Genomic DNA, 24,519 nt, shown 5'->3' on the forward strand with positions numbered 1-24,519 from the left:
GATCGAGCTCCGGACGCGAAAACAAAACGGCACACCGCTTCCGCGTGTGTGCCGTTTGTCATTTCATAAGTACACCGTCGATCGTGAGGGCCCTGCCCTATCCCTCCAACGCTCGCTGCGCCGCTTCGAGCTGCGCACGCACGGCACGAGGCCCGGTACCGCCGTCCACTTCGCGCTGCTCGACCGACTGATGCGCAGACAGTGCATCGAATACGTCAGCGCCGAACAGAGTGTGCGCGGACGTAAACGCCGTGAGTGGAAGCGCGCTCAATTCGATTCGCTCCTCTTCGCACTGCCGGACGAGACGACCAACTGCCCCGTGTGCTTCGCGGAAGGTCGCCCCGCGACGAACGAGATAGTCGGCGAGATCCGTCGCCATCATCGTGCTGGACAGCGCTGCTCGCATTCGTGCAGGCCTGAACTCGCACTCCGCGAGCGCTCCTGCAACAGCTGGCAATACCAGTAGCAGCGTGTCGATGGCGTCGAACAGCACGCGCTTGTCGTCCTGGAGGTCCTTGTTGTAGCTCGACGGGAGACCCTTGAGCGTCCCAACGAGTGTGGCGAGATCGCCGAACACACGCGCAGCTGACCCGCGGGCCAACTCCAATGCGTCGGGATTCCGCTTCTGCGGCATCATGCTCGAGCCGGAGGTGTATGCGTCGCCAAACTGCACGAAGCCAAACTCGCTCGAGCCATAGATGATGAGATCTTCTGCGAGACGCGACAGGTGCGTCGCAATCATGGTCGACGAGAACAGCAGCTCGGCGACAAAATCACGATCGCTGACGGCATCGATGGAGTTCGGCGAAATCGCCGCGAAGCCAAGGCTGCCTTGTAGCAGAACGCGTGACACGGGATATGCACATCCAGCGACGGCGCCAGAGCCGAGCGGAAGGACGCCTGCCGAGCGCGCCGCCGCGCGAACGCGAACACGATCGCGCTCGAGAGGCCAGAAGTGCGAGAGCAGCCAGTGCGCGCCCGAGACAGGAATTGCACGCTGCATGTGTGTGTACGACGGCATGAGCGCCGTCTCGAGTCCGTGCGCCTGATCTACCATCACGCGCTGTAGTCCGCGAATCGCGGCATCGAGTCGCGTGGCGGCTTCCATGGACCACAGCCGCGTGGCAGTGGCCACCTGGTCGTTACGGCTTCGGCCGGTGTGCAGCTTGGACGCAACATCGCCGACCTCTTGATGCAGAAGTCGATCGATGAGCGTATGTACATCCTCGTCACTCGCGGCCGGGCTTTCACCTGCAGCGAGCCGCGCACCAACGGCATCCAAACCGCGCTCGAGAGAGTTGCACTCGTCGAGCGTGAGGACGCCCGCCTTATACAGCCCCATCGCCCAAGCCTTGGACAGCTGGATGTCGAACGGCCACAGGCGAAAATCGATGCCGATGGAATTATTCAGCGCGTCGAACTCTGGGGCGGGGCCGCCAGCGAAGCGGCCCCCCCAAAGCTTGTGTGACACGGCCGGCGTTGCTCGGAATGCCGTGGTCACGCGATCTGAAGCGTCGACTCCTCGGACGCTCCCTCCAACGCACCTTCCGGAATCTTCACCGGCGCGGCCGGCGCGAGACCCATTTCCTGATCCTTGATGGCCCGCACGCGTGCCGGCAACGCGAAGAGACGGATGAACCCGGCGGCATCGCTTTGCTCGTACACGTCGTCTTCGCCGAACGTCACGAAACGCTCATCGTACAACGCGTGATCGCTCTGGCGGCCGACGACTGCCGTGGAACCCTTGAACAAACGCAACGTCACGGATCCAGTGACGCGCTCCTGAGTGACGTTGACGAAGGCGTCGTACGCCTCGCGCTCCGTGGTCCACCAGCGGCCTTCGTACACGATGTCCGCATAGCGCGGCGAAACCATGTCCTTGGCCGCGAGCGTCTTGCGATCGAGCACGAGCTGCTCGAGCTCCGAGTGCGCCGTGTAGAGCAGGGAACCGCCGGGCGTTTCGTATACGCCGCGGGACTTCATGCCAACCATTCGGTCCTCAACGAGATCGACGACGCCCACGCCATGCTTGCCGCCGATCGCATTCAACGCGGCGATAAGATCGACACCATCGAGGCGCGTGCCGTTGACCGACACCGGCGTGCCCTTCTCGAATCCGATGACGACGTTCTCCGGCGCATCGGGCGTCTGCATCACTGGATTGGTGAGCATGAGCAGATCGTCCGGCGGCGCAGCGTTCGGATCCTCGAGAATTCCACCTTCGTGCGAGAGATGCCACAGGTTGGCGTCACGCGAGTAGATCTTGGCGCGCGTTGCCGCGATCGGAATGCCACGCGACTCAGCGTACGCGATTGCATCCTCTCTGCTGCGAATGTCCCACACGCGCCACGGAGCGATCACCGGAAGATCCGGCGCGAACGAGGCGTACGTCAGCTCGAAGCGAACTTGATCGTTGCCCTTACCCGTGCAGCCGTGGGCGAGCGCATCGGCGCCGACCTTGCGCGCGAGCTCGACCTGGCGGCGGGCGATGAGCGGACGCGCCATCGACGTGCCGAGCAGGTATTTGCGGTTGTAGATCGCGCCCGCGCGAAGCGTGGGATAGATGAAGGACTCGACGAACTCGTCGCGGAGATCTTCGACGTAGCATTCATCGGCGCCCGAGGCGATTGCCTTGGCGCGAACACCGGCGAGTTCGTCGCTGCCCTGACCGATGTCAGCGGCGACGCAAATGACGGACGCCCCGTTGTAGTTCTCCTTAAGCCAGGGAACGATGATCGAGGTATCGAGTCCGCCAGAATAGGCGAGAACAATAGTACGGGGCATATGCGCTCCTAAGTATGCAGAGTTATGCAGTCAGTATGCATATTTAATCACCAGCCGCGGTCGCGTCAATGCCGGCCGCACTATAAATACTGACTCCGGTCAGTCCTCGTTCGCGAGCGCAGAGAGCCGGCTCGTCAGTGCGACTCTCGCGTCGGCTGAGCGACACACGATCAGCACTGTATTTTCCCCTGCGAGCGTCCCCAGAATTTCCGGCCATCCCTGCGAATCGATCGCCTCGGCGATCGGGGGAGCGCCGCTCGGGAGGGTGTGAAGGACAAGCAACTCTCCAACGCCGTCTATACGTGAGAACCACTGAGGTAAAAGCTCACCCAGTGAAGGTTTAGAGTCATCCGCGACCATCTCTGGAAGGAGATATCTGGCTCCGTCGTCGGTGGGGGCTCGCACGACGCCGAGATCACGAAGGTCACGCGATAGCGTCGCCTGTGTGACTGCCCAGCCACCCTCGATCAGAAGCCGTTTGAGCTCTTCCTGGCTTGCGATTCGGCGGCTTCCAATGAGCTGCAAAATCGCGTGTTGGCGTTCGTGCTTCTTGGTCATCGAGGCGTGCGGGGTCGAAGGGGGCTTGGCTGCCGCGCCACCGTCGGGATTGACTTAGCGCGCATGCATTATTATACATTCGGCGTGCATAAAATACCAGTCGGCGTGCTCGGGGCCAGCGGATATGCCGGCCGCGAGCTCTGCGCACTCATCCTCCGTCATCCAGCGCTCTCGCTCGCCTTTGCAACGGCGAATGAGCAGCGCGGTGCGACCGTCCGACTCGGCGGTCGCGAGGTGACATTCGTTGCGCCCGATGACGCGCCTCTCGGCGCCGCGGAGCTTGTGTTCAGCGCGCTCCCGCACGGCGCTTCAAAGGAAGCGATCGCCCGATTCCGCGACGCCGGTGTCCGCGTGGTCGACCTATCGGCCGATCTGCGCCCCGGGAACGGGTGCGAAGGAACGGTCTACGGTCTCACCGAACTCAATCGGTCGTTGGTTGCCGGCGCCGAACTCGTGTCGAACCCTGGTTGTTATCCGACGTCGATTCTCGTGGCGCTCGCGCCGCTCATCGAGCGTGAGCTCGTCGCCCCCGGCGCAACGATCATCGCGAACTCCGCCAGCGGCGTCACAGGTGCGGGCAATTCGCCCAAACGTGAATACCTCTTCGGCGAAGTCACCGAGGACTATCGCGCTTACGGTATTGGAAACACCCACCGTCACCTGAAGGAGATGCGCGCAACACTCGACGGGTGGAAGGCGGACGCGGACCTCGTGTTCACCCCTCACCTGTTGCCAGTCGCGCGCGGAATTCTGTCGACAATCACCGTTCCGCTCACGAAGCCGCTCACCGATACGCTCGCGCCCTGGCGTGAGTCGTTCGGCAACGAGCCATTCATTGAAGTCGCGACGGATACACCCGCTCTCAAGGACGTCGCGTATCGGAACGTCGTGCGAATTTCCGCTGTGCCGCTGGCCGGCGTACGAACGCCAACGCTGCTCGTGACGTCGGCGATCGACAATCTGCTCAAGGGCGCCGCCGGTCAGGCCGTTCAGAATGCGAACCTGATGCTCGGCCTCGAAGAGACGGCCGGGTTGCCGCTGTGACGCGCGTGATCAAGATCGGCGGTCGTCCGCAGTCGGACCCGGCCCTCGCCAGCACCCTGGCGTCGGGCTGGGCGCAGACGAACGGCGGTCTGGTGCTCGTCCACGGGGGCGGCGACGAAGTGAGCACGCTGCAAGCGGCGCTCGGCGGCAGCACGAAATTCGTCAACGGCCGACGAGTGACGACCGAGAAGGACATCGAACTGATTCGCATGGCGCTGTCCGGAAGCGCGAACAAGCGGCTCGTCGCGAGTTTGGTTCAGAACGGAATTGAAGCGGTTGGGCTGTCTGGCGAAGATGCGGCGTTGATTGCCGCATCGCCGATGGATGCGGAGCAGCTCGGATATGTAGGCGTCCCGACGACGATCAACGTCGCGTTTCTCCGCCACCTGCTCTCCGGTGGATATCTGCCGGTGATTTCACCGGTGAGTCGGGACGGCAGCGGAACGCTGGGGTCGGCGCTCAACGTCAACGGCGATGATGCGGCCGCAGCGATTGCCGTCGCACTCGGAGCCGCCGAACTCCTGCTCGTGGCCGATGTACCAGGCGTCATGAAAGACGGCGTCGTCATTCCGCAACTCACGCCGGACAGCGCCCGCCAGCTCGTCGCCGACGGCGTGATCGTTGGAGGAATGCACGCCAAGCTGCAAGCCGGACTTTCGGCGCTCGCCGGAGGAGTTCCGTGTGTCCGAATCTCGGACATCGCGGCCATCGCCGATTCTTCTCGCGGTACGACCCTGCGTGGTATTGGAGAACTATCATGAGCATTTCATTGCACCCGTCCGGCGACGCGACGGATTCTTCATTCCTGTCTTCGTCCAGCGTTGCAACAGCGACGCCGGCCGAGGGAACGCCGGTCACTCCTGCTGCGCCCGCTGCTGATGCGCTGCTCGGCAACTACAAGCGCGCACCGGGGCACATCGTCGGCGGCGACGGCGTCTATCTCATCGACGAAAACGGCAAGCGCTATCTCGATTTCGTGAGCGGCATTGCCGTCAACGCACTCGGATATGGGGACGCTGGCCTGCGTGCCGCGATGCATTCCGCCGCAGATGGCTTGATTCACACCTCCAACCTCTACGCAACGGAGCCTGGCGAACGTCTCGCAGCGTCGCTCGTGGAAAAGTCCTTCGCATCGAAGGTCTTCTTCTGTAATTCCGGCGCCGAGGCGAACGAAGGCGCGTTCAAGTTCGCGCGACGTTGGGCGCGCACGCAGGGCGATGCAAAGCACGAGATCCTCGCGCTGCGTGGCGCGTTCCACGGCCGTTTGTTCGGCACGCTCGCGGCAACCGATCGTCCGTCGTACCGCGTCCCGTTCCGTCCTCTCGCGCCGGGCATCGGTATCATCGAACGGGACATCGAAGACATCGCCGTCGCGATGAACGAGGAGACCGTCGCTGCGCTGATCCTAGAGCCGATACAGGGCGAGGGCGGTGTGCGTGTGCTCGATGCTGGCTTCGTGCGCGAAGTTCGTGCGCTCACGAAGGAACGCAACGTTGCGTTGATCTTCGACGAAATTCAGTGCGGCCTCGGTCGCACCGGAACGCTGTTCGCCTATGAGCAGTTCGGCGTCGAGCCAGATATTCTCTCGCTCGCTAAGCCAATCGCCGGCGGCTTGCCGATGGGCGCGATTCTCATGACGGAAGAAATCGCTCAGACCATCAAGCCCGGCGATCACGGTACGACGTTCGGCGGCGGACCGTTCGTCGCCTCGGTGGCGAACCACGTGTTCGGTCGCGTGTCCGATCCCGCACTGCTGCGCCACGTGACGGAGAATGGCGCGTGGTTCGGCAAGCAGCTCGCTGAAGTCGCGCGCAGCACTGGCCGCATTCGCGCTGTCCGCGGAATGGGGTACATGTGGGGCATCGATGTCATGGGCACTGCGTCCCATGTCGTGAACGAGGCGTTTGCTGCCGGCCTGCTGACCTGTTCTGCAGGCGAGTACACCGTTCGACTCCTACCCCCGCTCGTCGCCACGCGGGACGAGTTGGCGCTCGGCCTCGGCATGCTCGAGGAAGTTTTGTAATGACCGCGAACGTCGTGATCCGCCGCGCGCGTGCAGCCGACGCCGAAGCGATTTCGCGACTCATCGCGGTATTCGCCGCCGAGGCGCTCATGCTTCGCCGCACGCCCGAGATGGTGGAATTGGCGATCGACGACTATGTCGTTGGCGTCGATCTATCCGGGAAAATCGTGGCCTGCGGGGCGCTTAAGGAGTACTCACCCTCGGTCGCTGAGATCGCGGCGATCGCGGTGTCGCAGGATGTGCACGGCTGCGGGGTGGGGAAGGCGATCGTCAACGCTGTAGAGCGGCTGGCGCTGAAGCGCGGCGTCTATGACGTTTTCGCGCTCACCCTACAACCGGCATTCTTCGCGGCTATCGGTTACCAGCGTGTCGATCGGGCGAGATACCCTGAGAAGATTCGGCGGGACTGCCTTTCTTGTACCCGCCGGTTCGCCTGCAACGAGATCTGTTTCGCCAAGAACCTCCGTTTGGAGGCGATCGCCGCGTAGTAGATTTGGCGCATGAGCCGTCCGAGTCGCCCCATCGGACTGAGCGATCTGCGCCAGGCGTTTGACCAGGCCCGATTCGGGCCGCTGCGCACGCTCAATCTGCGCGAAAGTCTGCCCACTGCCGCCACCGCCGCTGTTCGAACGGAGGCGTGGCTGCGTCAGCACCAGATCGATCGGACGGATGAGGTCCTGATCATCACCGGTCGCGGAAACCAGAGCGTTGGCGGAGTGTCGGTGGTGCGAGAGGCGGTCATTCGACTCCTCCACGTACTCAAGCGCCGCGGAGTCGTCACGGGACATCAGGAACACACGGCGGGTTCGTTTGTCGTGACCCTCGCACCGGTGGCAGCGCTCTGGGAATCGCCAAAGCGGAATCGCGGTCGCGGTGTCGCGCCGCCCCCACCCACGCCGCCGTCGCTCGACGACCTCGATGACGAATCGCGTCGAATGCTGCGTGATCTTGCCGAACGATCGCTCGAAGGATTGGGAGTGAAGGACACAGCGGCGTTTCTGAACGGCGAAATGCTCAAGCAGTTCGGCGCGATCGCGGCGTCAGTCGGTGATCAGTCTGGGCGCGAAGCGCGCCTGCGAGCCGCGCTGCGAGCCGCGCTCGACCAGCACGAGTAAACCAGTAGATTCCCCCACCCCTCTTCGGATTCCAAACCTTGGCCAACCCAATGCGTTTCGCGTTCGCTCTGCTCGCTGTTGCAGCAACATCTGCATACGCGCAGCAATCCATGATTGGGTACAGCTCAGCGAGCGCCGCGCGCGAGCGGGAGGTTGAAGCCAGCGCGATCAAACGGCCGTCGCCAGACGCTGCAGCGATTCATTCGAAGGAGTTGTCGCGCGAAACGCACGTCGCCGGAACTCCGGCGCAAGCGCGCACCCGCGACTACGTGATCGCGCAGATGAAGAAGTGGGGAATCGACACGGAGTCGCGCACGTACAACGTCTGGATGCCGCATCCAACGTCGGTGCGTGTCGCGCGTGTCTCGCCCTCGCCGAAAGAACTTCCACTGGCCGAGCCGCCGGTAGCGGGCGATCCGAGCTCCTCGCTGTGGCAGTATCCCACGGTCAATGGCTACAGCGGCCAAGGTGACGTGACCGCGGAAGTCATCTACGTCAACTATGGCCTCATCGAAGATTACGCGCAGCTCGATTCGATGGGCGTGTCGGTGAAGGGCAAGATCGCAATCGCGCGCTATGGACGATCGTTTCGTGGCATCAAGGCCCGCGAAGCAGAGAAACACGGTGCCGTCGCCCTGCTGATCTACAGCGATCCGCAGGATGATGGCTATGTCGTTGGCGACGTGTATCCAGAAGGCCCGATGCGAAACAGCTCGGGCGTGCAGCGCGGCAGCGTGTTGAACATGGACGGCGACCCGTCGACACCGGGATACGGCAGCACGGGCAACGTTCAGCGATTGACGCCCGACCGCATGGAGATTCCGCACATCCCCGTCGTACCGATTGGCTACGGGAACGCCGGCGAGCTGCTCAAGTACATTCGCGGCGCTGACGTGCCGCGTGGCTGGCAGGGTGGGCTCCCGTTCCGGTATCACATCGGCGCAGGCCCAGTCAAGGCGCGCGTCGCGGTGTCGGACGACCGTGCGACGAAGCCACTGAAGCCGATCTACGACACGTTCGGAATCGTTCGGGGCAGTGAATTCCCCGACGAACTCGTCATCATCGGCGGCCACCGAGACGGTTGGGGCCCAGGCACGGCGGACAACGTCAGCGGCACTGTGAGCATTCTTGAATCAGCTCGCGCCATCGCCGAGGAACTCAAGGCCGGAGTGCGGCCGAAACGAACGATCATCTTCGCAACATGGGACGCCGAGGAGTGGGGACTGATTGGCTCGACGGAATTCGTCGAAGACGATTCGCTCCGCCTCAGTCGCGATGCTGTTGCGTACTTCAATCAGGATGTCGCCGCGCAGGGACCGCGATTCGGTGGCGGCGGTTCGCCGTCACTCCGTGCCACGTTGCGAGATGCGGCGCGCACGGTCTCCGATCCGAACGGGAAGGGAAGCGTCTACGCCGAATGGCGCAAAGCGGCCGCGGTCGCCGACACGGCCGAGCCGGCGATGGGTGATCCGGGCGGCGGCTCTGATTTCGCCGGCTTCTACAATCACCTCGGCATTCCAATCGCCGAGTGGGGCTTTGGCGGCGCGGGCGGTGTGTACCACTCGCAGTACGACGACTACGCGTGGATGACGAAGTTCGGCGACCCAGGCTTCAAGTATCACGCGGCCGCCGCGCGAGTCGGCACCGCCATGCTCCTACGAGTGGCGAACGCCGACGTGCTTCCATATGACTACTCTGAATACGCCAAGACGATGCGCCGGTATATTCCGGCAATCGATCGTTCAGTTGCCGAACACCACTGGAATGCGCCAACAACGGCGCTGAGAGCGGCGATCGATCGGCTCGAGCGCGAGGGCGTGGCGTTCAATGCAGCGCGGGATTCCGCGCTCAGCGGTACCGTGCCGACGCAAACACTTCAGCGGACCAACCGTGCGCTCATGCAGGTCGAACGCGCGCTCATCCGGCCGGAAGGTCTGCGGACGCGTCCGTGGTTTCGCAACCTGATCTATGTCGCCGATGAGAACAACGGATATGCGAACATGGCGCTTCCGTCGGTGAACGAAGCGATTCGCGCCAATCAGGAAACGCTCACACGAACAGAAATCGAGGATCTTGCCTCGCGCTTTAACCGCGCGGCGCAGGCCGTTGTCGACGCGCGAACTGCCCTTCGATCTCGCTAAGGAAGGGAGCTAGCGGACTGACGGCGTGCTGAGGGACGCCGCCGTCACCGAGCGCGAGACGATCACGCCGACGACCGTGCTCGCGCAGATGGCGATGGCGGCGACAGCGATGAGGATCAGCACGATCTGACCGCGGGAGAATGAAGCCGGCGGTGGCGGCGCGCTCATCGCCGGCGTTGGCCTCGCCGGAATTGGGCGGGCTGATCGCGGCGGCGTGCGCGTGGCAACCGGCCGACGCGAAGCGCCACTCGAGCCAAGCGCAGCCGAACCGTCGCGGTCAGGCATCGCATCTTCGCGGTCGACCGAAGTTCGCTCCGCGATTGCCGGATCGGAGACATCGTGTACGGCCCCTGAATGCGCTGGGGCCGCAAAATCGATCGAGCCGACGGGTTCGGGCGCGGCGATCGAAGAGACGACGTTAGCGAGGGGCGCAGGGGCAATTGCGTCCGGTTCCGAGATCGGACTCGGCTCCGGTATAGCGACGAGCTCGTGCACCACGGCTGCGGGCGCTGAGACCTCGACCGGCAATTCGGTCACGGCGATGGAGCTTTCTGAAACCGCTTCTTCCGGAACCGCCTGAGGTGGCGCGGGCTCCGTAGACGTCGTCTGAACGGCCGCCGGCTCTAACGTCACACGGGCCGGAACCTCGACCGCCGGTGGCGACATGGGCGCCGGTGGTAGCTCCGAATCCATCTCTGGAGCATCGATGCCGAGCAATTCGTCGGGCGGCAGGACAACGGAGACGCCGCGCGGGGATGAACGGCGGCGTGCAACGTACGCTCGCGGCAGCGCCTTTCCTTCCAGATCTCGCGATTGCGGGAAGGCGCTCAGCACCGAGCGCGGGACGACCGGCGTGCTCAGTCGCGGCAGTCGGACGTCGGGGGCGGTTGTGTTTGTCGCACTCGGTCCGTTGCCGCGTGCAGGCGCGGACCGAACCGCAGGAACGGGAATCGTCTCGACACCGTTCGGCGGGGTCACCGGACGCGTGGATGCCATTGCGCTCGATACCGCGCCTACGTCTACGGGCGTGCGTGAAACCGCGGGCACGAGCAGGTCGAGATCGATCGGCGTGCGTTCTTCGACGACGGGAGAGGCGGCGCGCGGCGGCTCGTGCGCAATCACTTGCGCGCGCGGGTTTCGCGCGCCGGAAGTCGCGCCGCTGCACGCGCAGCCCAAGCGGGTCGCCGCATCGATGAGAACATTCTTACCGGACAACAGGTGCTGTGCGACTTCTGTGACGAAGTCCTCGCCATCGAGCTCGACGAGCGCGCGGCTTCCGAACTCGGTCCACAGCGATTCTGCGGTCGGTACGCCTCCGGGCTGCGAGCGGAATCGCCGGCGGTCGGGAGGGATGATCGACTCGAACACTTCCGGTTGCTCGCCGATCACGATGTCGCGTTCGGCGAGCATCGCGATGAGCGCGTCGGGCGACATGCGGATGTCGATCGATTCGTCGACCGCGCCCGGGCAAGCGCCGATGTAGGTGATTCGTGTACGCGCGGGTCGTGCGAGAGATCTCAAATAACGCGCGACGGCGACCGGTGGCGGAACGAGCGGAAGCAACACGGGGCGCAAGTCGCCACCGGCGGTGAGCAGACGGTGCGCGACGATGGGACAACTGCACTGAATGACCGGACCGTTTCCGAATTGCGGAAGGCGTCGTAGCACGGCGGCCGCAATCAGCTCATCGCCCCAACTCGCGGGAATGACATTCGCAAATCCGGCGCGCAGACAAGCGTGCGCCAATTGCACCGGTGTTGCCGGTGCAGCGGCGAGCACAGCGTCCGTGCCAATGACAGCGATGGGCACGGTCGGTGGCACGATCGGCTGGTCCGAGGTCGTGGCTGACACGGCGAAAGTCGTTACGCCGCGGGCGGTGTCCATTGCATCACCGCGGAGCGAGCAGTGCTGACGCGCGGCTCGCAGAAGGAATTATGCAACACGAATTGACGGTTCAGTGGTGTCACGATCGGCCCAGACATTGCAACCGTCGCCCACCGTAGCGGGATGTGAGGATGGTTGTGGGGGAGAATAGCATGGGACTCGCGCGACTGACTGACGTCGAGCGAGAGGCAGTCACTGCATACGCAGCTCGGGCCTCCTGGCCAGCGGGTTTCGCGATCTATCAACGCAGTGCAGTAGCAGACGGCGTGTTCATCGTGACACGGGGACGGGTGGTGCTGCGGAGCCGAGTGCGCGCGGGGCGCGGGTTCGTTCCGTGGATCGCGACGCCTGGAGAGACCTTTGGCTCCGAGGGACTGTCGCAAAACGCGCGCTATGCCACCGACGCGCGAGCCGATGATGAAAGTGAAACGCTCTTTCTGAGCTCCGTGCGCTTTCGCGCCTTCGTCCGGGAGCAGCCGCAGCACGCTTTGACGCTCGTAAACCAGCTTATGGCGGAGCGCGCGGCCCTTTTGGACAAGTTGCGAGAGCTCACAACGCTCAGCGTCGAGCAACGGCTCGTGGCCACGCTCGTTCGAATGGCGAGCAATCAGACGTTCACGCGCGAGGACGGACGGATCGTTTTGTGTACCGCGCGCTACAGGTTGTTGTGTGAGCTCGTCGGCGCAACTCGCGAATCCGTATCGCTGGTACTCGGGCGCTTGACCGGCGAAGGTCTCGTCGAGCGCAAGGGGACGACGCTGATCATTGCGCCGCCTACGCAGCTCGCCGATCGAATCGAGAGTGCGGGACTCGATAACGAGATTGCGTTTCCCAGTCTCAGCGAGGGGCAGGAACAGGCACTCCAGTAGCCGCGCAAGTTGGGCGACGCGCGACACGCCCGTCCGCGACTCGGACGGGCGTGTATATTTTGGCGCCTCGGCATCTCGCGTGAGTACATGAAATCCTCGTCGAGCGATTCTTCGCTTCGTTCTGCCGCTGTCGACGCGGACGCTTCGCGTTCCGTGTTGGACGGCGATGAACTCGCGCGATACGCGCGGCAGATCCGCTTGCCGCAGATCGGTCTCGAGGGGCAAGCGCGACTGAAGGCCGCGAGTGTGCTGATCGTGGGCGCAGGCGGCTTGGGCTCGCCCGCGGCGATGTATCTCGCCGCGGCCGGCATCGGCCGAATCGGGATCGCAGACGGGGATCGAGTCGATCCGTCGAATCTTCACCGGCAGCTCCTCCATCGGAGCGGTGACGTGGGATCGGCAAAAACCGACTCAGCGCAGCATACACTGGCGACGATCAATCCGCACGTGCGAGTTGACACGATCGGCGTGCGCGTGTCTCGCGAGAACGCGCTCGACCTCGTCACGGCGTACGATGTGGTCATCGACGGCACCGACAATTTTCCCACGCGCTATCTCCTGAACGACGCGTGCGTCCTGACCGATCGCCCGCTGGTGTACGGCAGTGTCGATCGCTTTGAAGGACAGGTGTCCGTGTTCGCGACCGAACAGGGCCCCTGCTATCGCTGTCTGTTTCCGAGTCCGCCGGAAGCCGGAAGCGTCCAGAACTGCGCGGATGCCGGCGTGCTGGGTGTATTGCCCGGGTTGATCGGAACGCTGCAGGCGACTGAGGCCCTCAAGATCATTCTCGGTCTAGGCACGCCATTGATTGGGAGATTGCTAACTGTTGATACACTTTCCATGGGCTTTCGCGCGTTTGGGGTGGAGCGCGACCCAGAATGTCCGGTCTGCGGGACCGGGGAGATCACCGAATTGATCGACTACGACGAGTTCTGCGACGGTCCGGGCCACCAGGCGGCGCCGGCGGTTGGCGAAATCACACCGAAAGAGCTCGCGGCTTTGATTGCTGCCGGGGAGCCAACCGTTGTCATCGACGTTCGCGAGCCGTACGAATGGCAGATCGGCCGCATTCCGACGGCGACTCTCATTCCGCTTCGCACGTTCATGGCGGCGCGTCCAGACATTCCGGATGACGCAGATATCGTTCTATACTGTCACCATGGTGCGCGAAGCGACGCCGCTGCGCAGGCGTTGGTGGCAGCTGGGTTCCGTCGCGTGCGAAATCTCATCGGCGGTATCGAACGTTGGAGTCTCGAGGTCGATCCAACCGTCCGTCGCTACTGATGTTGCCTTTTGACAGTTACGGTCTAGCGAGCGTCGGCGGATGGTCTTCGCGCTCGTAGCCCTCGCACTGACCGCGGGGGCGGCCTGGTGGCGTGGCCGCCAGCTACGTGTGATGACCGCGCTGTCGATGCGCCGCCGGACACTCGGACCGGACGGAGTCGTAGTTGGCGGCGAGACATTCGTTCTGCGACGAGATGGCGCACCTGCTGTTCTGCTTCTTCACGGTGCGGGCGATACGCCGCAAACCATGCGGTATCTCGGGGACGAGCTATTCGCGCGCGGCTTCCACGTCGTCGCGCCATTGCTTCCACGACATGGTCGCACGCTCAGCGAATTTCAGCGCGTGACAGCGGACGAGCTGACGTCGGCGGCAGAGCGCGCATACGCGGAGCTGCGTGCGTCGCACGAGTGGGTCGGCATTATTGGATTGTCGATGGGTGGTGCGCTGGCCGCGCAATTGGCGGCGGCGCATTCCGATTTGCCGGCGCTCGGCTTGGTCGCGCCCTATCTCGCGATGCCGCGTCGCGTCGAGCGACTGACAGAGTTCTCGCGTCTCTGGGGGATTGTCGTACCCGCGGGAAGATCCGGCGAAGGAACGTCGGTGCTCGATCCGGCGGAGCGCGAGCGCAATCTGGCGTACGGCGTATTTACGCCTGCGGGGCTTCGCGCACTACGCGCAACGATGCGTCGCGCCGTCGCGGTGTTGCCACGCATCTCAGCACCAACGCTGATGATTCAATCACGCGAAGACAATCGCATTGCTGCTGCCGATGCGGAGCGTGCGTTCGCACTCATCGGCTCACGCGACAAGCAACTCGAGTGGGTCACTGGAGCTGCGCATATCATCACCGTCGATTACGGTCGAGACAAATTGATCGCGCGGCTCGCGGCGTTCATGCAACTGTACATGGCGCCGCGAGCCCCGACTCAGAGCGTTCGCGAGATCAGCCCGTAACTCGTTCGACGATCGTTTCGCCGAGATCTTTCAGCGTCTCAACGCCTTCGGTGACGGCGGTCGTGGCCTGCTGCGCCATTTCCTGTGCGACGCGCTTGACGCGTGCGAGTGGCGATGCGCGCTTGACTGGCTTCGCCGCTTTTTTCACAACACGCTTAACGGCGGGGCGTTTGGCAGCCGACCGCTTCAATGCCGGGCGCTTCGCCGAGGTCTTCTTTTTGACCGCGCCGCGTTTTGCCGAAGCCTTCTTTACAGATTTCTTAGCAGACTTTGCCGACGCGGAGCGGCGTGCCCGTGCCGTGGATCCGCCCTTCTTGCTGCCCTTCTTCCCGCCTGACGTCCCGCGAGACTTCTTGGCACGTGTCGCCATGATGCTTCTCCTCGGAGCCGGTTAAAAAGCCAGGCTGGAGAATAGCAGGAATCGGACACTGCGGTAAGAGCAGCTGTGATGGCTTGAGCACACGCATACAAGAACGTTGCGCGGCGCGACACGAGTGAAATCCGCTGGCGTGCAGACTACGGCCAGGGCCTCTTCTTGGAATACGGTTTTCCGAACACGTCGATCAGCGCGTCCGTCGCATCCTCCGATCGAATCACCGCGTCGACGCGTGCGCCAACGAGGATGAGGCTGGAGTAGTCGCGATAGCGCGCGTATCCGTGGCAGAAGCACCATGGGCCGCGTCGGGTGAGATCGCCGAGCCAGATGTCCGGCAACCCGATCCACGTGAACATGTAGAACAGATTCAACTTCTTCAGCGTCGGCAGATCGCTTTCGATGATCCCGTGTGGGAGCGACCCGTGTTTGCCCCACTGAACGTCGATCCCCACCTGGCCGCGATCGCGCCAGTCCGCGTGAAGCAGCGAGCCGTGCCAGTAGGTCCAGATGTCCGTAGGAGCGCGCGTGGAGTCGTAGCCAACCCAGACGACCTCTTCATCGGTCGGGACCGTAAACGGCACCCAGGAGCCGTGTACGTCGTCGTGCCAGAGCAGGTGGTATGCGATGACGGGTCGAGTTGGATGAAGTACAGCGACGACCCTCTCCAATGGGAACCATTCGTCGCGCTGGACGTATAGCAAGGGGGCTAGCGAGCGCGCCAAGATAGCGCCGCTGTCCGATGATTCGAGAGCACCCGGGATTACGGCCGGTCGGGGTGGGATGTGTGCTCGCGGACCGCATGCTGCGCACAGAAAAGCGAGCCCGGCAGCAAGCGATCGAATACGTGACAAAGCGATACCCTGGTTGGTCTTAGGGAAATAGAAGGTTATCTTTCTCGAGGCGGACCGGCGCCATTGTAATCCGGGGCTGAACGATGTTGAGGAGGGCGTATGCGCAAGCCACGACCGGCTACGTATAACCCAGCACAAGCTCTGAATCTGATCGCGAACGACCGCACGGGCTCTCCACTGAGCTGCCCGTCCTGCTCTGGGGCAATCGAGCGGACGCCGGACGACTTTCCGGCACCTCCCCGTTCCCACGTCACACTCCGTTGCCGCGTTTGCGGCCGAATCGCTCGGTACATCGCGGGCGCGGCCTAGACGCACGTATCCCTCGGCAGCGAAACCGACCACCGACGGAGCCGGTTTCGATACCGGTGAGTTGCACAAAACTTGCCCCGACATGGCGATAAGCGGACTCGCGGCCTTTCGACGAGTTCTGCGACGCGAGATGGATCACGCCGCCGGGCGCTGCAACGCTGCTACCGTCGGCGCGGGATCAAGGGTCACAGTTTCTGCAAGAGGTACGATCAATGGCTCGTCTTACCGGCACCGTGAAGTGGTTCAACGACGCTAAGGGCTACGGCTTCATCTCCCGAGAGGGAGGTCCAGACGTCTTCGTTCACTTCAGCGCCATCCAGGGGAACGGGTTCAAGTCTCTGGCTGAGGGCGATCGTGTGGAATTCGAAATCGTTCAAGGTCAGAAAGGACCACAAGCGGCCGACGTCACGAAGCCGTGATCCCGCACGCACGGTCGAACGCAGAGGGCGCTCCGGCACATGCCGGAGCGCTTTCGCTATGCAGCCCTGCTCGGCGACGGTCTCCGCCAAACGCTTGAGCAAACTGTCGTTCAAGATTGCTCAGTCCGCACGCGCGGTTGCGTCCGTCGCACAGCTGAGTCCGATGCTCGACGCGACGCGCGAATTGCGCGTAGCCGCGCCGACCCCGACGCAATAATTTCTTCCGCGTCGAGGCGGCGCGTGCGGCCTATTCCGTGCGTCGTCATCGCAGAGGCGAGGAAAGCGTCAACGAATGACGCGGCGGCGGAGGAAACGGACATGGACCAGCCATTGCGCGACGAATCGTTTTCGGTCTACCGACGCGATTTGCCCGGTGGGGGGTACGTCGCGATCAAGGTCGATCGCGCACGAGAGATCGCGCGTACGCGCGTGTCAGTCGAACGCAGAGCAGTTGCACAAGGTCGCGACGATCGCGAACCAGTAGTGATCGCCGAGGCGGAAGGCGATGAGCGATCGGCGTCGTTTACCGATCTCTATCGGATTGCTGCAGACAATGCTGCGATCGCTCGAGCATTGCTTCGCATCGACGGTCCGGAACGCGCCGACTAACTAACTGGGCGCCAGGCGGAGTCTAAAGGAGATCGAGGCGAATACCGCGACGCTGACGCCGGCGCCGCGGCGGCGCGTAGCGGAAAAGCTGCGCTGGGCGTCCTCGCCCTTCGCTTCGCCATTCATCAGTTGCTTCCACTAGCGCAGCCGCGTGAAGCGAACGACGGAAGCTCGCTTTATGCAGTCGACGGCCCATTAGGAGTTCATAAACCCCCTGCAATTCACTCAACGTGAATGCAGACGGAAGCAGCCGAAAGGCGATAGGCTGTAGATCGACCTGCGCGCGAACGGCATTGAGCGCCGCCTCTACCTGGTCGCGCTGGCGAGCGCTGAGCATGGATAGATCGGATACGCCGGCCCAATGCTGATCCGACCTACCGTTGGACGCATCGGGCACTAATCCGAAGTATGTGACGACAATCTGCGTCCCATCGGCGTGTCGCCGATTTCCTCCCGTCGCCCCAGCTTGGTCCAGCAGCGACGGTGCAGAGCCGAGTGCGTCGCGTGCGATGCGGGCCGCAGCATCGTCGAGCGATTCGTCTGCACGGAGCGCATCAGACGGCAACGTGGCGCGATCGCGTACACGGCCGCGTGCGCTTCCCGCCGCTAGCAGGACGGCGAGCTCTTGGCCTCGCGGCGTAAAGAGCGCGACATCGACAGCGAGTGAAAGCCCGCGTGCGGCAGGACGTGCGGAAGACGATCGATCAGGCATCGCACGCGAATTAGTAACAACTTGCTAATAAAGTCAAGACCGCGAGCACTGCGGCCGCCGTGGGCGGCGCGTACTACGGAGTGACCAATCGAGCGATTCCAGCGCCGAAGCGCAACAGGGGAGGAATGCTGATTGGCAGACGGCCGGTAATTGGCGTGACGCCGATCACAGAACGGCCCGCCGCCGTCTGGGAAACCGGGAATCCGCCCCACGCGACGAGGTATGTCGAGACGGCCGGGACCTGCTGCAGCAGATACGGATTTCCGAACGCGACGAGTATTGTGCGTGGATGACGCTGCACGAGATCGCGAAGGAATTGTGCGATCGGTTCCGGAGCACTTGCGGTCGCGGTGTTGGTTCCCGTCGCCAGATACGAGCTAACGACGACCACATCCGCGGAGTCCGCGAGCGAGAAGAGTCGCGACAGGTTCGGCGACGCATCGTCGGGATAGAGAAGCTCGGTCTTCAACGATGGATCGACGCGACGTAACTCGGCGTTGAATGACGCGCCGGCCGGAAGGTCGGTGCGATTCGCGATGGTAATCGAAAGCGTGCGCTGCGGTCGTCCGCCGTTTCGTACGATTGGCATCAGACCGAGCGAGTCCTTCGCCAGTGTGATCGACTTCTGCGCCGCGGTCGCAGCGACGCTCAGATTTGTCGTGTCGCCCACGAGGGCGCGCACGCTGTCGAGGCTAACCAGTCGACGCCGATCGAGGTCGAGCTGTCGCTTGATCTCGAGCACGCGTCGCACGGATGAATCGACGCGTGCTTGCGAGAAACGTCCTTCACGCACGCCGTCGACAACGGCATCGATCGCCGCCGAGACGTCGCTGGGCATCAGAAGAATGTCGGCGCCAGCGTCGATCGCCAGCTTGCACGCCTCTCCGATCCCGATGCTGTTGTTGATTGCCGCGCCGTAACTGCCAGCCGTAGACGCTCCAACCTGCGCCACCTGCTTGTTCGTCACGCGCGCCAGAACGCCATTCATGTCCATGGCGTCGGTGATTATCAATCCTTTAAAGCCCAGCTGCCCGCGAAGCAGGCGCGTCATGATTGCCGGGTTGAGTGTCGCGGGCACCGGCGTGGTGTCGAGCGACGGGACGACGCCGTGGAACGTCATCATTCCTTCGATTCCGGCGGCGATCGCAGCGCGAAACGGGACCAGCTCCACGGAATCGATGCGGGCTCGACTCGCATGCACCGTGGTCACGGTGAGGTGCGAGTTCTCCTCGGTGTCACCGTGTCCAGGGAAGTGCTTTCCGGTCGCGATCATGCCGTGATCCTGGAGTCCGCGAATCAGCGCGGCACCCATGGTCGAGACGAGACGCGGATCTTCACTGAACGAGCGAACGCCGATGACGGGATTCGCGGGATTGTTGTTGACGTCGAGCACGGGCGCGAAAGCGATGTGTACGCCCATCGCGCGCCCCTCAGTCGCGGTGATGCGCCCTTGCTGATACGCGAGCGACGTATCGCGCGACGCACCAAGGCCCATCTGTGGCGGGAAAATGGTCGCGCCGCCGAGGTAGATGTTGTTCGGGAGGAAGTAGCCGCCGCGTTGACGCATGCCCGCGCCGTATTCGTAGTCGGCGCCGATGACGAGCGGCAAAGTGCTGAGTCGCTGCATAGCGTTCAGCTTCTCGGCCGTCTCGATGGGCGAGCCGATCGACATGATGAATCCGCCGACGTGCTGCTTGGTGATCAACTCGTCCACGCGTGCCCAACTTGCGCTGGACGTAGGCGTGAAATCACCAAACAGTTGCGGCCAGACCAACTGCGCGGCGCGATCGCGCGGCGACAGCGTCGCGAGCACGGAGTCGGCCCACGAGGAACGCGGTGAGCGAGAGGCGGGAAGCGGCGAACTTCCGCTAATCTTGGCGCACGCAATTGCGGTCGCGCAAAGGCCGGCGACGATTGCGACTGAGACGCGAGAAAGACTCAGAGTTCCCGCACTCCGCATCCCTTCCTTCGCTACCACTGGATCGTTCCCTTCTTGGTCGTGTCGACGTCCTCTTCAGCGCCTGACTTGAAGAGGAACGCGTCCATGTTCTGCTTGAGAAAGCTGCGCGCCTGAGGGTCCATCACGTTCAGGCCGTAATGGTTGATCAGCATGGTCTGCTGACGCAGCCACAGGCCCCAGCAGTCCTGGCAAATGTTCGCGATGATCCGCTGCCCGATTGCACCGGGAAATGGGGGGCGCTCGAACGCCGGCTTTGTTTGGCCGCAGCGAGTGCAGGTAATGTCCATGAGAAGGCTCCAGTTAGTAGCTGAAAAGTAGCGGTGGAGCAGGGCACAGGTCTCGGGTCTGGGGTCCGCGGACAACAGAAACGCGCAGGGCCCGCCGGATTTCCGACGGGCCCTGCATGACTCTGACCTCGGACCTGAATCCCGGAGGGACTTAGCCGAGAACCATTGTGAGCCGGTGGCTCAGTGTCCTCGGGCGTAATCGACTTTGGCGAGACGCAGGAACTGCAGTGCGCGGATGTAGAGCCAGCCGATGTCGAATTCGAACCAGCGGGCGGCAAAGCGCGCAGACTTGGGGTCGGCGTGGTGGTTGTTGTGGAGCTCCTCGCCGCCGAGCCAGATGGCGATGGGCGAGATGTTCCGGCTCTCGTCCTTCACGTCGTAGTTGCGGTAGCCAAGCGCGTGGCCGACGCCGTTAACGATTCCGGCAGCCCAGAACGGAATCCAGAGCATCTGAACGCCCCAGACGACCGGGCCAACGAAGAAGCCAAACAGGTAGACGTCGATGGCGAGCATGAACAGAATGCCGAGCCAATTGAGGCGGCTCAGGAGATGGCGCTCGATCCAGTCGTTCGGCGTGCCCTTTCCGTACTTCTCAAGCATACCGGGCTGACGGACCGCCTTGCGGTAATAGAACGCGCCCTTGAAGACGATGTTGCGCAGCCCTTCGACGATCGGGCTGTGCGGGTCTCCTTCGCGATCAGCGAAGGCGTGGTGCTTTCGGTGGCACGCAACCCATTCCTTGGTCACGATGGCGGTCGTCAGCCACAGCCACAGCCGCATGGGGAGCGCCGCGATGTAGTGGAGGCGAAGCCCACGGTGCGTCTGAGCACGGTGAAGAAAGAGCGTGACGCAGACGTTGGTGACGTGCCCGGCGATCACGATGAACAGGACGGGCATCCACCAGTGCGATGCCCAAAGGCCAAATCCCGGCATTGCCGTAACTCCAAAAAACGGAAGGGAGGGTCGTCGAGCAGTTCAATCTAACCGTCGTCCGGACCGGCTGCCATCGGGACGATTTCCCTACAGCGAGCGCCACTATGGTCGAATTGGCATCGGTGGAATAGGTGGAACAATTCCGCCGGACGTCGATGGCGACGGCTTGTCCGCCGCAGGAGGATCACCCCATGTGTCGTTCGAGGAATTCCAGTCTGGGACGTGAGCGTCTGGCCACAGTCGCGCACCAATGACGGGGCGACTAACCGGAAGGACTGCGGTATAACGGTCGCTTCGCGTCCAGATCTCGACGGGAAACTTCAAGTCCTGCGTCGTGCCGTCATTGAGTTTGAGCCGGATGGAAACGGGGAAAGGCATGCTTGTCACGCGGCGTAGGTGAATCTCCGCCAGGCTCTCACCGTTGCCCTGTCTCATCGAAACGCCGTCGATTGCAATGTCGAGCACGCTTGTGCCGTAGAAGAACGAATTCCAGAACCACGACAGATCCTCTCCCGAAACGTTCTCGACTGTCCGGAAGAAGTCGCCGGGAGTGGGATGCTTGAACGCCCAGCGACGCGCATACTCGCGCATTGCGCGATCCATCGTCTCACGGCCGACCACTGCGTCGCGAAGCGTAAGGAGCGTCGCGCCGGGTTTGCGATAGGCGATTGCGCCGAGTGCGGATGCGTCGATGCGATCGGGAGGTGTCATGAGCGGCGACTGCGTGCCGTCGTCGACCACCTGCCGCCAACTCATGACATAATCGGGAAACGCGTCGGTGCCGGGCGTGCGCCGTTCGTTGGAGAAAGCGTTCTGATAGGTGTTGAAGCCTTCGTCCATCCACGCGTACCGGCGCTCATTCGATCCGACGATCATCGGGAACCACTGGTGTCCCTGTTCGTGATCGATGGTACCAAAAATCGACGCTGGGTTCTCGCTGCCGTAGCCCACCATGACGAACATGGGATACTCCATTCCAGCGACCGGGCCGGCGACGGACGTTGCCTGTGGATACGGGTAGTGCATCCACAGTTCCGAATATGTGCGAATGGACCACTGAGTTTGCTCGGCGGCCGATTCCCAGGCGCGACCGGCTTTAGGAAATTGGTAATACGCCTGCGTGAGGACACCGTCCCAGCTAGTGGCGTCCCACCGAAAATCCGGGGCGGCCGACCACGCGACGTCGCGGACACGCTCGGCGCGGAAGCGCCAGGTCTTCGTTCCTGATACGGCGCGGCGCTTCGCAGCCGCGGCTTCGTCGGCCGTGATGATCTGAACGACACCCGCCGATTTCGACGCACGACCGAGTCGCTCGGTTTGCGCGGACGTCAGCACTTCGGGCGCATTTTGGAGCACGCCGCTCCCGGCAACGACGTAGCCCGCGGGAACGGTCACCGAGTAGTCGATGTCGCCGTACTCGAGATAGAACTCGCCTTGACCGAGGTATGGATCGGTGTTCCAACCGCGGACGTCGTCGTAGACCGCCATGCGAGGGAACCATTGAGCGATTTCATACAGTGCGCTGTCTCGGCCCATTCGATCCGAACCGTGATCGGGCACGGCGAAGGTGTACTGCATCCCGATGTTCGTTCTTCCGCCGTGTGGGAGCAGCGGCGTCTCGAGGTCGATCCTCATCATCGTGTCGTCGGTTTTGCCGACGACGCCGCGACCGTCTACCTGAAGGCCGGTGAGGTCATAGCCACCGCGAAAGCCACGCACCCCCCATCGTGATTCGGAGGCGAACAGCGCGGCTCCCTTGCTGCCGGGACGGTAGAGATTCTGATCGAGTTGAATCCAGAGAAAGCGGAGTGTGTCTGGCGAATTGTTGGTGTAGCGAATGCTCACTGTGCCACGAATGCTGTGGCTGCCGGTGTCGAGTGTAGCGACCACGGTGTAGTCCGCGCGCTGCTGCCAATAGTCGGGGCCGGGAGCGCCGGCGCCGGTTCGAAGCGAGTTGGGGCCAGGCCAGTCGGTGCGATCGAGCCGTCGAAGCGGATCGTCGAGCACGGTGGCGACCGGGCGCGAAATCGTTGGCGCAGGGACACTCGCACCAGCGGGCGGATAATCCACGCGCATCGGCACCATGATTTTGGGCCGGTGTAACGAGCAGCCTGCTGCTGTGAAAAGCAGGGCGAGCACAAGTGAACGCTTCACGTGGTCATTCCCCATGATGACGGTGTGAACGAGCTCGAACAGCCTTCAAGTGCATCAGTCTTCACTTGCCACGACAGCGGCGCACGCGTAAGACTGTATGTGTCCATGCCAAAGCGACCACCCACTTCACTCGCGCCACACACCGGCATCGACGCTACCGTGCTTCGGGCCTCGGAAGCCGGCACCGAGAGATTTCGCGCGCGCTTTGCCGAGCAGTTCGCGCCGGACTTCTTTCGTGCCACAACATTCGGCCCGACGGTTTCGTCGATCGGCATTGGTACCTACCTCGGCGACACAACCGACGCGGACGATGCCGCGTATGAAGCCGCGGTACAATCGGCGATCGGTTCCGGTATCAACCTGATCGACACCGCGATCAACTATCGCGGCCAGCGTTCCGAGCGCGCCATTGGTGCGGCGATCCAGCAAGTATTCGCATCAGGGATGGCGTCCCGCGACGAACTCGTGGTGTGCTCCAAGGGCGGATATATCCCCTTGGACCGGACCCCGCCAGCGACCCGGGAGGAGTATCAGCGATACGTTCGCCGGGAATTCATCGATCAGCAAATCCTGCAGGCCGATGAGATCGTTGGTGGTGGTCACAGTCTGGCACCACGCTTTCTTCGTTACTGCATTGCCAAGAGCCGACAAAACCTCGGGCTGCGCACTATAGACATCTATTACGTCCACAACCCTGGTCATTCAGTTGCGAGTGAGCCAGCGTCCGAGCTGCAAAATCGACTCCGAGCGGCCTTCGGAGTGCTGGAAGAGGCAGTGTCGAGAAGCGAGATCGGCGTCTATGGCTGCGCAACGTGGGACGAGCTCCGCATTCCGCCCGGCACGAGCGGCTATCTGAGTCTGGAGCAGCTCGTTGCTCTGGCGCGCGAAGTGGCAGGCGACGGCCATCACTTCCGCGCCGTGCAGGTTCCGGTCAACCTCGCGATGCCGGACGCGGTCAGAAGCCCGACTCAAGCCATTGGGCCTGGCGGGCGCATGGTAACCGTCGTCGAAGCGGCAGCCGAGTTAGGTCTGACGGTGATGGCGAGCGCGTCGCTCATGCAATCGAGACTGACTCAAGGGCTGCCCCAGGCGCTACATGACGCTTTTCCCGGTGCTACGACCGACGCGCAGCGCGCGATCGAGTTCACCAGATCGATTCCGGGGATCACGACAGCGCTCGTGGGGATGAAACAGTTGGCGCACGTCGCTGAGAATCTCGACGGAGTGCGACGGCGGCCGACCGCGTCGTAGC

General features: G+C 63.1%; 24 protein-coding genes. 13 read left to right on the forward strand and 11 right to left on the reverse strand.

The window, feature by feature from the left end:
* Positions 1–97 precede the first annotated feature (97 nt).
* The 3 genes from argH to AC6H4Z_RS00240 form a co-directional block, all read right to left on the reverse strand.
* A complete protein-coding gene (gene argH, locus AC6H4Z_RS00230; protein ID WP_497544713.1) occupies positions 98–1,501 on the reverse strand; it encodes an argininosuccinate lyase in 1,404 nt (467 codons plus the stop codon).
* On the reverse strand, positions 1,498–2,784 hold the full coding sequence (locus AC6H4Z_RS00235; RefSeq protein WP_497544714.1) for an argininosuccinate synthase: 1,287 nt from the start codon (positions 2,782–2,784) through the stop codon (positions 1,498–1,500). Before AC6H4Z_RS00235 ends, argH begins: the two co-directional genes overlap by 4 nt.
* A 99-nt stretch (positions 2,785–2,883) precedes the next feature.
* A complete protein-coding gene (locus AC6H4Z_RS00240; protein ID WP_497544715.1) occupies positions 2,884–3,342 on the reverse strand; it encodes an arginine repressor in 459 nt (152 codons plus the stop codon).
* An 84-nt stretch (positions 3,343–3,426) separates the two neighbouring features.
* Between AC6H4Z_RS00240 and argC the strand changes: the two genes are divergently transcribed.
* From argC to AC6H4Z_RS00270, 6 genes are all read left to right on the forward strand, one after another.
* A complete protein-coding gene (argC, locus tag AC6H4Z_RS00245) occupies positions 3,427–4,386 on the forward strand; it encodes an N-acetyl-gamma-glutamyl-phosphate reductase (RefSeq protein WP_497544716.1) in 960 nt (319 codons plus the stop codon).
* A complete protein-coding gene (gene argB / locus AC6H4Z_RS00250) occupies positions 4,383–5,147 on the forward strand; it encodes an acetylglutamate kinase (RefSeq protein ID WP_497544717.1) in 765 nt (254 codons plus the stop codon). Before argC ends, argB begins: the two co-directional genes overlap by 4 nt.
* Complete coding sequence (locus AC6H4Z_RS00255; protein ID WP_497544718.1) at positions 5,144–6,409, forward strand: aspartate aminotransferase family protein; 1,266 nt, start codon at positions 5,144–5,146, stop codon at positions 6,407–6,409. Before argB ends, AC6H4Z_RS00255 begins: the two co-directional genes overlap by 4 nt.
* An 89-nt stretch (positions 6,410–6,498) precedes the next feature.
* Positions 6,499–6,897: a GNAT family N-acetyltransferase gene (locus AC6H4Z_RS00260; RefSeq protein ID WP_497544719.1), complete on the forward strand. Its 399-nt coding sequence runs from the start codon at positions 6,499–6,501 to the stop codon at positions 6,895–6,897.
* Positions 6,898–6,909: 12 nt separating this feature from the next.
* Positions 6,910–7,524: a hypothetical protein gene (locus tag AC6H4Z_RS00265; RefSeq protein ID WP_497544720.1), complete on the forward strand. Its 615-nt coding sequence runs from the start codon at positions 6,910–6,912 to the stop codon at positions 7,522–7,524.
* A 50-nt stretch (positions 7,525–7,574) separates the two neighbouring features.
* On the forward strand, positions 7,575–9,665 hold the full coding sequence (locus tag AC6H4Z_RS00270; protein ID WP_497544721.1) for a M20/M25/M40 family metallo-hydrolase: 2,091 nt from the start codon (positions 7,575–7,577) through the stop codon (positions 9,663–9,665).
* A 9-nt stretch (positions 9,666–9,674) separates the two neighbouring features.
* On the opposite strand, the gene AC6H4Z_RS00275 is transcribed toward AC6H4Z_RS00270, so the two are convergent.
* A complete protein-coding gene (locus AC6H4Z_RS00275) occupies positions 9,675–11,516 on the reverse strand; it encodes a hypothetical protein (RefSeq protein WP_497544722.1) in 1,842 nt (613 codons plus the stop codon).
* Positions 11,517–11,701: 185 nt separating this feature from the next.
* Here AC6H4Z_RS00275 and AC6H4Z_RS00280 point away from each other — a divergent pair, with 185 nt between their 5' ends.
* The 3 genes from AC6H4Z_RS00280 to AC6H4Z_RS00290 all read left to right on the forward strand — a co-directional run bounded on the left by AC6H4Z_RS00280 (position 11,702) and on the right by AC6H4Z_RS00290 (position 14,657).
* On the forward strand, positions 11,702–12,418 hold the full coding sequence (locus AC6H4Z_RS00280; RefSeq protein ID WP_497544723.1) for a Crp/Fnr family transcriptional regulator: 717 nt from the start codon (positions 11,702–11,704) through the stop codon (positions 12,416–12,418).
* Between the two features lie 87 nt (positions 12,419–12,505).
* A complete protein-coding gene (gene moeB / locus AC6H4Z_RS00285) occupies positions 12,506–13,702 on the forward strand; it encodes a molybdopterin-synthase adenylyltransferase MoeB (RefSeq protein ID WP_497544724.1) in 1,197 nt (398 codons plus the stop codon).
* Between the two features lie 40 nt (positions 13,703–13,742).
* A complete protein-coding gene (locus tag AC6H4Z_RS00290; RefSeq protein ID WP_497544725.1) occupies positions 13,743–14,657 on the forward strand; it encodes an alpha/beta hydrolase in 915 nt (304 codons plus the stop codon).
* Here the strand turns inward: AC6H4Z_RS00290 and AC6H4Z_RS00295 are convergent.
* Complete coding sequence (locus tag AC6H4Z_RS00295; protein WP_497544726.1) at positions 14,647–15,027, reverse strand: hypothetical protein; 381 nt, start codon at positions 15,025–15,027, stop codon at positions 14,647–14,649. The two genes, AC6H4Z_RS00290 and AC6H4Z_RS00295, sit on opposite strands and share 11 nt — an antisense overlap.
* A gap of 146 nt (positions 15,028–15,173) precedes the next feature.
* A complete protein-coding gene (locus AC6H4Z_RS00300) occupies positions 15,174–15,614 on the reverse strand; it encodes a hypothetical protein (protein WP_497544727.1) in 441 nt (146 codons plus the stop codon).
* 791 nt (positions 15,615–16,405) lie between these two features.
* Here AC6H4Z_RS00300 and AC6H4Z_RS00305 point away from each other — a divergent pair.
* The 3 genes from AC6H4Z_RS00305 to AC6H4Z_RS00315 all read left to right on the forward strand — a co-directional run bounded on the left by AC6H4Z_RS00305 (position 16,406) and on the right by AC6H4Z_RS00315 (position 17,221).
* Positions 16,406–16,612 carry a cold shock domain-containing protein gene (locus tag AC6H4Z_RS00305; RefSeq protein ID WP_497544728.1) on the forward strand — a complete coding sequence of 69 codons (207 nt, stop codon included), beginning with the start codon at positions 16,406–16,408 and terminating at the stop codon, positions 16,610–16,612.
* Positions 16,613–16,670: 58 nt separating this feature from the next.
* Entirely contained in the window at positions 16,671–16,829 is a 159-nt protein-coding gene (locus AC6H4Z_RS00310; RefSeq protein ID WP_497544729.1) for a hypothetical protein, read from the forward strand.
* 101 nt (positions 16,830–16,930) lie between these two features.
* Positions 16,931–17,221 (forward strand): hypothetical protein, encoded by a 291-nt coding sequence (locus AC6H4Z_RS00315; protein WP_497544730.1) that lies wholly within the window; start codon positions 16,931–16,933, stop codon positions 17,219–17,221.
* 22 nt (positions 17,222–17,243) lie between these two features.
* On the opposite strand, the gene AC6H4Z_RS00320 is transcribed toward AC6H4Z_RS00315, so the two are convergent.
* The 5 genes from AC6H4Z_RS00320 to AC6H4Z_RS00340 form a co-directional block, all read right to left on the reverse strand.
* Positions 17,244–17,933 (reverse strand): NUDIX hydrolase, encoded by a 690-nt coding sequence (locus AC6H4Z_RS00320; RefSeq protein ID WP_497544731.1) that lies wholly within the window; start codon positions 17,931–17,933, stop codon positions 17,244–17,246.
* A gap of 73 nt (positions 17,934–18,006) precedes the next feature.
* Complete coding sequence (locus tag AC6H4Z_RS00325; RefSeq protein ID WP_497544732.1) at positions 18,007–19,746, reverse strand: glycoside hydrolase family 3 protein; 1,740 nt, start codon at positions 19,744–19,746, stop codon at positions 18,007–18,009.
* A 158-nt stretch (positions 19,747–19,904) separates the two neighbouring features.
* Positions 19,905–20,180, reverse strand: a complete 276-nt coding sequence (locus AC6H4Z_RS00330) for an oxidative damage protection protein (protein ID WP_497544733.1) — start codon at positions 20,178–20,180, stop codon at positions 19,905–19,907.
* A gap of 180 nt (positions 20,181–20,360) precedes the next feature.
* Complete coding sequence (locus AC6H4Z_RS00335; RefSeq protein WP_497544734.1) at positions 20,361–21,113, reverse strand: acyl-CoA desaturase; 753 nt, start codon at positions 21,111–21,113, stop codon at positions 20,361–20,363.
* A 102-nt stretch (positions 21,114–21,215) separates the two neighbouring features.
* Complete coding sequence (locus AC6H4Z_RS00340; protein WP_497544735.1) at positions 21,216–23,267, reverse strand: M1 family metallopeptidase; 2,052 nt, start codon at positions 23,265–23,267, stop codon at positions 21,216–21,218.
* 105 nt (positions 23,268–23,372) lie between these two features.
* Between AC6H4Z_RS00340 and AC6H4Z_RS00345 the strand changes: the two genes are divergently transcribed.
* A complete protein-coding gene (locus AC6H4Z_RS00345) occupies positions 23,373–24,518 on the forward strand; it encodes an aldo/keto reductase (protein ID WP_497544736.1) in 1,146 nt (381 codons plus the stop codon).
* The last annotated feature ends 1 nt before the right edge of the window (position 24,519 follow it).

The organism is Leucogemmata humicola (assembly GCF_055379415.1).

Bases quoted from the DNA above. Each gene is read 5' to 3' on its own strand.
- AC6H4Z_RS00235 (WP_497544714.1), bottom strand. From the start codon at position 2,784: ATGCCCCGTACTATTGTTCTCGCCTATTCTGGCGGACTCGATACCTCG.
- AC6H4Z_RS00240 (WP_497544715.1), bottom strand. From the start codon at position 3,342: ATGACCAAGAAGCACGAACGCCAACACGCGATTTTGCAGCTCATTGGA.
- AC6H4Z_RS00255 (WP_497544718.1), top strand. From the start codon at position 5,144: ATGAGCATTTCATTGCACCCGTCCGGCGACGCGACGGATTCTTCATTC.
- AC6H4Z_RS00260 (WP_497544719.1), top strand. From the start codon at position 6,499: ATGCTTCGCCGCACGCCCGAGATGGTGGAATTGGCGATCGACGACTAT.
- AC6H4Z_RS00265 (WP_497544720.1), top strand. From the start codon at position 6,910: ATGAGCCGTCCGAGTCGCCCCATCGGACTGAGCGATCTGCGCCAGGCG.
- AC6H4Z_RS00270 (WP_497544721.1), top strand. From the start codon at position 7,575: ATGCGTTTCGCGTTCGCTCTGCTCGCTGTTGCAGCAACATCTGCATAC.
- AC6H4Z_RS00280 (WP_497544723.1), top strand. From the start codon at position 11,702: ATGGGACTCGCGCGACTGACTGACGTCGAGCGAGAGGCAGTCACTGCA.
- moeB (WP_497544724.1), top strand. From the start codon at position 12,506: ATGAAATCCTCGTCGAGCGATTCTTCGCTTCGTTCTGCCGCTGTCGAC.
- AC6H4Z_RS00290 (WP_497544725.1), top strand. From the start codon at position 13,743: ATGGTCTTCGCGCTCGTAGCCCTCGCACTGACCGCGGGGGCGGCCTGG.
- AC6H4Z_RS00295 (WP_497544726.1), bottom strand. From the start codon at position 15,027: ATGGCGACACGTGCCAAGAAGTCTCGCGGGACGTCAGGCGGGAAGAAG.
- AC6H4Z_RS00305 (WP_497544728.1), top strand. From the start codon at position 16,406: ATGGCTCGTCTTACCGGCACCGTGAAGTGGTTCAACGACGCTAAGGGC.
- AC6H4Z_RS00310 (WP_497544729.1), top strand. From the start codon at position 16,671: ATGCAGCCCTGCTCGGCGACGGTCTCCGCCAAACGCTTGAGCAAACTG.
- AC6H4Z_RS00315 (WP_497544730.1), top strand. From the start codon at position 16,931: ATGGACCAGCCATTGCGCGACGAATCGTTTTCGGTCTACCGACGCGAT.
- AC6H4Z_RS00320 (WP_497544731.1), bottom strand. From the start codon at position 17,933: ATGCCTGATCGATCGTCTTCCGCACGTCCTGCCGCACGCGGGCTTTCA.
- AC6H4Z_RS00330 (WP_497544733.1), bottom strand. From the start codon at position 20,180: ATGGACATTACCTGCACTCGCTGCGGCCAAACAAAGCCGGCGTTCGAG.
- AC6H4Z_RS00335 (WP_497544734.1), bottom strand. From the start codon at position 21,113: ATGCCGGGATTTGGCCTTTGGGCATCGCACTGGTGGATGCCCGTCCTG.
- AC6H4Z_RS00345 (WP_497544736.1), top strand. From the start codon at position 23,373: ATGCCAAAGCGACCACCCACTTCACTCGCGCCACACACCGGCATCGAC.